The sequence below is a fragment of the Ornithinimicrobium sp. genome (genome assembly GCF_035267225.1).
In the GTDB taxonomy this organism is placed as follows: Bacteria; Actinomycetota; Actinomycetes; order Actinomycetales; family Dermatophilaceae; genus Ornithinicoccus.
Genome location: NZ_DATFMA010000074.1, coordinates 40461 through 47042, shown reverse-complemented (window position 1 = coordinate 47042; position 6582 = coordinate 40461). Strand labels below are relative to the sequence as shown.

Sequence of the window (6582 nt, the reverse complement as noted above, 5' to 3'; positions counted from 1 at the left end):
TACATCGAGGCGCTGGGGCTGTTCGGCATCACCAACGGCTGGTGGATCTACCTGGCGATGTACGCGATCTTCGTCGGGCTGCACCTGTACGGGGTGGGTGAGGCCCTCAAGGTCATGTTCGCCATCACCGCGATCGCCATGGTGGCGCTGATCGCCACTGCGGTGGGGCTCATCCCCCAGTTCGACCCCGCCAACCTCACCGACATCGACCCCGACGGCTCGGCGATGTCCAGCGCCCTGCTGCCGTTCGGGATCACCGGGGTGCTGGCCGCGTTCGTCTACGGCATCTGGTTCTTCCTGGCCGTCGAGGGCGTGCCGCTCGCGGCCGAGGAGACGAGCAACCCGAAGAAGGACATGCCCCGCGGCATCATCGTCGCCATGATGGTGCTGCTGGTCACCGCGGCCTTGATGCTCACCCTGGTGCCCGGCGCCGGCGGCGCGGAGACCGTGGGGGCCTCCAGCAACCCGCTGCCGGAGGCCATCCGTGTCGCCTACGGTGACAACTCCCTGCTGGCGAGCTTCGTGAACTACGCCGGGCTGGCCGGACTCATCGCCAGCTTCTTCTCCATCATCTACGCCTACTCGCGGCAGCTGTTCGCGCTCTCGCGAGCCGGCTACCTGCCCCGGGTGCTCTCGCTCACCGGCAAGCGCAAGACTCCCTACGTGGCCCTGATCGTGCCCGGGACCCTCGGGTTCCTGCTCGCGGCGATCCTGCAGGACGGTGGCCTGCTGATCAACATCGCGGTGTTCGGCGCGGCCATGTCCTACGTGCTGCTCAACCTCTCGCACATCATGCTGCGCAGGAACGAGCCGGACCTGGAGCGCGGCTACCGCACCCCCGGCGGTGCGGCTACCACGGGAGTGGCGCTGGTCCTGAGCATCATCGCCGTGATCGCGACCTTCTTCGTCGACATCCGCGCCGCCGCCATCACCGCCGCCGTCTTCCTCGCCTTCCTGGCCTACTTCCAGTTCTACAGCCGGCACCACGTCGTGACGAACGCTCCCGAGGAGGAGTTCTCCAGCATCGACGAGGCCGAGTCCGACCTGCGCTGACCCGCCATACCACCTGATCCGGCGCCAGCGGGCGCCTCAATAAAGGAGCCCTTCATGGCCGAACCCGGCGAACACCCCCGCAACCCGCGCATGCTCTCCGTGGACGCCATGCGCGCTGCGGTGGAGTCCGGCGAGATCGACACCGTCATCGTCGCCTTCACCGACATGCAGGGGCGCCTGGCCGGGAAGTACCTGCACGCCGACTACTTCATCAACGAGGCGCTCGGTGAAGGTGTGGAGGGCTGCAACTACCTGCTGGCGGTCGACGTCGAGCTGAACACGGTGGACGGGTACGCCATCTCCTCCTGGGAGGCCGGCTACGGAGACATGGAGTTCCAGCTCGACCTCGACACCATCCGCTGGATCCCCTGGCTCGAGCGGACCGTCATGGTCCAGTGCGACCTGGCGCAGACCGATGGCTCACCCGTGCCGATGTCGCCGCGCTCGATGCTCACCGCCCAGATGGAGCGGGCCGAGTCCCACGGCTGGAGGGCGGTCGCGGGGACCGAGCTGGAGTTCGTGCTGTACAAGACCAGCTACGAGGACGCGTGGAAACAGGGGTACAAGGACCTCGTCCCGGCCAACCAGTACAACATCGACTACTCGATCATGGGCTCGGGGCGGGTCGAGCCCACGGTGCAGAAGATCCGCAACGACATGTACGCGGCCGGCATGGTCGTGGAGTCGGCCAAGGGCGAGTGCAACTTCGGCCAGCACGAGATCGGGTTCCTCTTCGACGAGGTGATGACCACCGCGGACAACCACAGCGTCTACAAGAACGGCGCCAAGATGATCGCCTCCGGCCTGGGGCAGTCCATCACCTTCATGGCCAAGCCGAACGACCGCGAAGGCAACTCGTGCCACATCCACCTCTCGCTGCGGGGCCTGGACGACGAGGTGGTGTTCTGGGACAAGGAGAAGAACGAGCGCACCGCGCTGTACGACCAGTTCATCGCGGGTGTGCTCACCACGATGCGCGAGTTCACCTTGTTCTACGCACCGAACGTGAACTCGTACAAGCGGTTCGCCCACGGTTCGTTCGCGCCCACCGCCGTGGCCTGGGGCATGGACAACCGCACCTGCTCCGTGCGGATCGTCGGTGAGGGCGGCAGCGCGCGGATGGAGAACCGGGTGCCCGGGGGGGACGCGAACCCCTACCTGGCGCTCGCGGCCATGATGGCGGCGGGCCTGTACGGCATCGAGAACGAGCTGGAGCTCGAACCCATGACCGAGGGCAACGCCTACGAGTCGGACAAGGAACAGGTCCCGAACACGTTGCGCGAGGCCCGCGATCTGCTGGACGGCTCGAAGATCGCTCGCAAGGTCTTCGGTGACGCGGTCGTGGACCATTACGTCCACATGGCCGACATCGAGCTGCGCGACTTCGAAGCCGCCGTCACGGACTGGGAGCTCGTGCGCGGGTTCGAGCGCCTGTGACCTCGACGAACGTCCTCGACCCCTCGACCGAGGAGGTCATCACCACCCTGGAGCTGCACGACGCGGACTCCACCGACGCCGCCATCGACCGCGCGAGCCGGGCCCAGAGGCAGTGGCGCGACGTCGGCGCGGGCGACCGGGCGCGCCTGCTGCGCCGGTTCGCCGCGGTGGTGGAGGACCACAACGAGGAGCTCGCCCAGCTCGAGGTGCGCAACGCCGGCCATACCATCGGCAACGCCCGGGGTGAGGCCCAGAACGTGGCTGACGTGCTGCAGTACTACGCGGGCGCACCGGAGCGTCACCTGGGCCAGCAGATCCCGGTCTCCGGGGGCATGGTCGCCACGTTCCACGAACCGATCGGTGTCGTCGGCGTGATCGTGCCGTGGAACTTCCCGATGCCGATCGCGGGCTGGGCCTTCGGGCCCGCGCTGGCCGCCGGCAACGCCGTGGTGCTCAAGCCCGCCGAGCTGACCCCGCTGACCGCCATTCGACTCGGGGAGCTGGCGCTGGAGGCCGGACTCCCCGAAGGCCTCCTGCAGGTCCTGCCCGGCAAGGGCTCGGTCGTGGGCGCTCGGTTCGTCAGTCACCCCGACGTGGGAAAGGTGGTCTTCACCGGGTCCACCGAGGTCGGGCGGACGATCATGGCCGGCTGCGCGCAACAGATCAAGCGCGTCACGCTGGAGCTAGGGGGGAAGAACGCGAACGTGGTCTTCGCCGACGCCGACCTGGCCGCGGCTGCGGCCGCCGCGCCCGGGGGCGCCTACGACAACGCCGGGCAGGACTGCTGTGCGCGCTCGCGTCTGCTGGTGCAGCGCGAGGTCATGGACGACTTCGTCGCCGAGCTGTCGCGGGCCGTCGAGTCGGTGGTGGTGGACCACCCGAGCCGTGAGGACGCCCTGATGGGGCCCTTGATCTCGGCCGCGCAGCGCGACTCGGTGGCGGGCTACGTCGAGCAGGCGGACGTGCTGGCCCAAGCCAGCTGCCCGCAAGGCCCGGGCTTCTGGTCGCCGGCCACCCTCGTCCGGGCGAGGGACCGCCACGACCCCGGCTTCACCGAGGAGATTTTCGGGCCCGTCATCTCGGTGCTGCCCTTCGACACCGAGGACGAGGCCATCGAGATCGCCAACGACACCACGTACGGTCTCGCGGGGTCGATCTGGACCCGGGACATGGGGCGGGCGCTGCGGGTGAGCCGAGGAATGCAGGCCGGGAACCTCGCGGTGAACAGCCATTCCTCGGTGCGCTACAACACCCCGTTCGGCGGGTTCAAGCAGTCCGGCCTGGGGCGGGAGCTCGGCCCCGATGCGCTGGATGCGTTCAGTGAGGTCAAGACCGTATTCTTCGCAGCGCACTGACGAACCCAACCCGAAAGGCACTCCCCCGTGTCTGACATCTCTGCCTGCTCCCGCCTGACCGATCGCGTCGCCGTCGTGACCGGAGGAGCCAGTGGCATCGGCCTGGCTGCCGCCCGACGACTCGCGGCCGAGGGAGCGCACGTCGTGATCGGCGACATCTGCGACCCCGAGACCGGTGAGGCCGCAGCGTCCGAGGTGGGCGGGCTGTTCGTCCGCACCGACGTGACCGACGCCGACCAGGTCAGCGCCATGTACGCCACGGCGCACGAGCGCTACGGCTCGATCGACATCGCCTTCCACAACGCCGGGATCAACCCTCCCGCCGACTCCTCCATCCTGGACACCGACCCGGAGACCTGGCGCCGGGTCCAGGACACCAACCTGACCAGCGTCTACCTGTGCTGCCAGAAGGCCCTGCCCTACATGCTGGAACAGGGTCGTGGCTCGATCATCAACGTGGCCTCGTTCGTGGCTCTGATGGGTGCGGCCACCTCGCAGATCTCCTACAGCGCCTCGAAGGGCGGCGTGCTGGCGCTCTCTCGTGAGCTCGGCGTCCAGTTCGGGCGCACGGGGGTGCGGGTGAACGCACTGTGCCCGGGCCCGGTGAACACGCCGCTGCTGCAGGAGCTGTTCGCCGCCGACCCCGAGCAGGCGCAGCGCCGCCTGGTGCACGTGCCGCTGGGTCGGTTCGCCGAGCCCGAGGAGATCGCCGCCGCGGTGGCTTTCCTGGCCAGCGACGACTCCAGCTTCATGACGGCCAACGAGTTCGTCATCGACGGCGGGATCAGCAGCGCCTACGTCACGCCCTTGGAGTAGCCGACGTCGCCGGCGGCCTCGTCACCACAGCCGGCGGACGACCCCCACCGCCTCGGTCACCGACAGGCCGCGCCCACGAGCGGCCTCGACGAACGCCCTGGCCGAGGCGGTGCACTCGTCGGCACCGTCCGCCTGAGCCGGCGAGAGCACCACGGTGCCGTTGCGCCCTTGCGTTCGCACGTGGCCCTCCAGCGCCAGCTGGCGGTAGGCCTTGGCCACCGTGTTCGACGCCACGCTGAGCTCCGTGGCCAGGTGACGCACCGGCGGCAGGTGCGACCCCGGCGAGATCGACCCCGTGACAATGCCACCCACCACGGCGTCGCAGATCTGCTGAAAGACCGGTGTGCCGGATTCCGGGTCGATCTCGATGCGCACTCAGGCCCTCATCTCGCGGGCGTCGGATCGGCGCCGGTTCAGTCCGGAAGCTCACCGTGGCTCGCCACGTGGCCGTACCAGGTGGCGCTCGCCTTGGGAGTGCGCGTCCCGGACTCGTAGTCGATACGCACCATACCGAACCGCTTGCTGTAGCCAAAGGCCCATTCGTAGTTGTCCATCAACGACCACAGGAAGTAGCCGCGTACGTCGACCCCCGACTCGACGGCCTCGTGCAATGCCTCCAGATGCGCTCTGAGATAGGCGATCCGGTCCTGGTCGTCCACGAAGTCGTCCTCGTCCGGCTCGTCGGGATAGGCGGCACCGTTCTCGGTCACGTACAGGCCGGTCCCCACCGGTCCGGTGACGTGGTTGTCCAGCCTGACAAGCAGCCGGCGAAGCCCGTCGGGCACCACCTCCCAGCCCATATCGGTGACCGGGAGGCCGCGGGAGACGACCTCGACGTGCTCCGATCCCACGTTGGCCGACGGCCCCCGCTGCCGGGCGTCGGCGGCGGCCTGCGCCGCCTCCTCCGGCTCCACGCCGCTGACCGCCTGCCCGAAGTAGTAGTTCACCCCCAGCACGTCGATAGGGGTGGAGATGACGTCGAGGTCACCGTCCTGGATGAGGTCCTCGGGCATCACCTCCGAGACGTCCTGCATCACGTCGCGGGGGTAGGCGCCGTTGATGATCGGCTCGAGGAAGTAGCGGTTCATCAGGCCGTCCATCCGGCGTTCGGCGTCCTGGTCCCCGGCAGAGTCGCTGGCCGCCTCGACGTCGGCGAAGTTCAGGGTCAGTCCCAGATCCAGTGAGGAGTCCCGGTCGCGGAGCTCCCGGACGGCCAGCCCGTGGGCGAGCATCAGATGGTGGGCGGCACGCAGGGCGTCCGCTCCGTCGGTACGCCCAGGGGCGTGCACGCCGCTGCCGTAGCCGAGGAACGCCGAGCACCAGGGCTCGTTCATGGTGGTCCAGAACTTGACCCGGTCCCCGAGCGCATCGTGGACCACGCCGGTGTACTCCACGAACCGCTCCGCCGTCTGCCGGGCGGGCCACCCCCCGGACTCCTCCAGGGCCTGCGGCAGGTCCCAGTGGTAGAGCGTCAGCCACGGCACGATGTCCGCCTCGAGCAGGGCGTCGACCAGACGCGAGTAGAAGTCCAGCCCGGCCTGGTTGACGCCGCCGCCGTCTGGACAGACCCGGGCCCAGGAGACCGAGAACCGGTAGGCACCCAGGCCGATCTGGCGCATGAGCTCGACGTCCTCGCCGTACCGGTGGTAGTGGTCGCAGGCCACCGACCCGTCGTGGCCCTCGTACACCGCCCCCGGGACGCGGGCGAAGGTGTCCCAGATCGAGTCGGTGCGCCCGTCGGTGTGGCTGGCCCCCTCGATCTGGTAGGCGGCGGTGGCCGAGCCCCACAGGAAGCCGGCAGGAAAGGCGGTCGAACGAGCCATCATCACTCCATCGTGAGGCCAGCGGCGCCCGAGTGACCGAACTCAGCACGGACGCGCACGAGCGTGGGCGAACGTCGGAAAGGGTAGTCCTTCACGGC

The 6582-nt window shown here is 68.8% G+C and carries 6 protein-coding genes; 4 read left to right on the top strand and 2 right to left on the bottom strand.

Annotated features, from left to right (window positions below):
* The 4 genes from VJ976_RS07040 to VJ976_RS07025 all read left to right on the top strand — a co-directional run.
* Positions 1-1053: amino acid permease (locus VJ976_RS07040; protein WP_324099412.1), on the top strand; the 1053-nt coding region annotated here is incomplete at its 5' end.
* A gap of 54 nt (positions 1054-1107) precedes the next feature.
* Positions 1108-2490, top strand: coding sequence for a glutamine synthetase family protein (locus VJ976_RS07035; RefSeq protein ID WP_324099411.1), 1383 nt, complete (start codon positions 1108-1110; stop codon positions 2488-2490).
* Positions 2487-3845: an aldehyde dehydrogenase family protein gene (locus VJ976_RS07030; protein WP_324099410.1), complete on the top strand. Its 1359-nt coding sequence runs from the start codon at positions 2487-2489 to the stop codon at positions 3843-3845. Before VJ976_RS07035 ends, VJ976_RS07030 begins: the two co-directional genes overlap by 4 nt.
* A gap of 27 nt (positions 3846-3872) precedes the next feature.
* Entirely contained in the window at positions 3873-4661 is a 789-nt protein-coding gene (locus VJ976_RS07025; protein ID WP_324099409.1) for a 3-oxoacyl-ACP reductase, read from the top strand.
* 21 nt (positions 4662-4682) lie between these two features.
* Here the strand turns inward: VJ976_RS07025 and VJ976_RS07020 are convergent, their stop codons facing one another.
* Together VJ976_RS07020 and VJ976_RS07015 are read right to left on the bottom strand one after the other, a co-directional pair.
* Entirely contained in the window at positions 4683-5036 is a 354-nt protein-coding gene (locus VJ976_RS07020) for a GntR family transcriptional regulator (RefSeq protein ID WP_324099408.1), read from the bottom strand.
* A gap of 38 nt (positions 5037-5074) precedes the next feature.
* Positions 5075-6484, bottom strand: a complete 1410-nt coding sequence (locus VJ976_RS07015; RefSeq protein WP_324099407.1) for a GH1 family beta-glucosidase — start codon at positions 6482-6484, stop codon at positions 5075-5077.
* Positions 6485-6582: the final 98 nt, after the last annotated feature.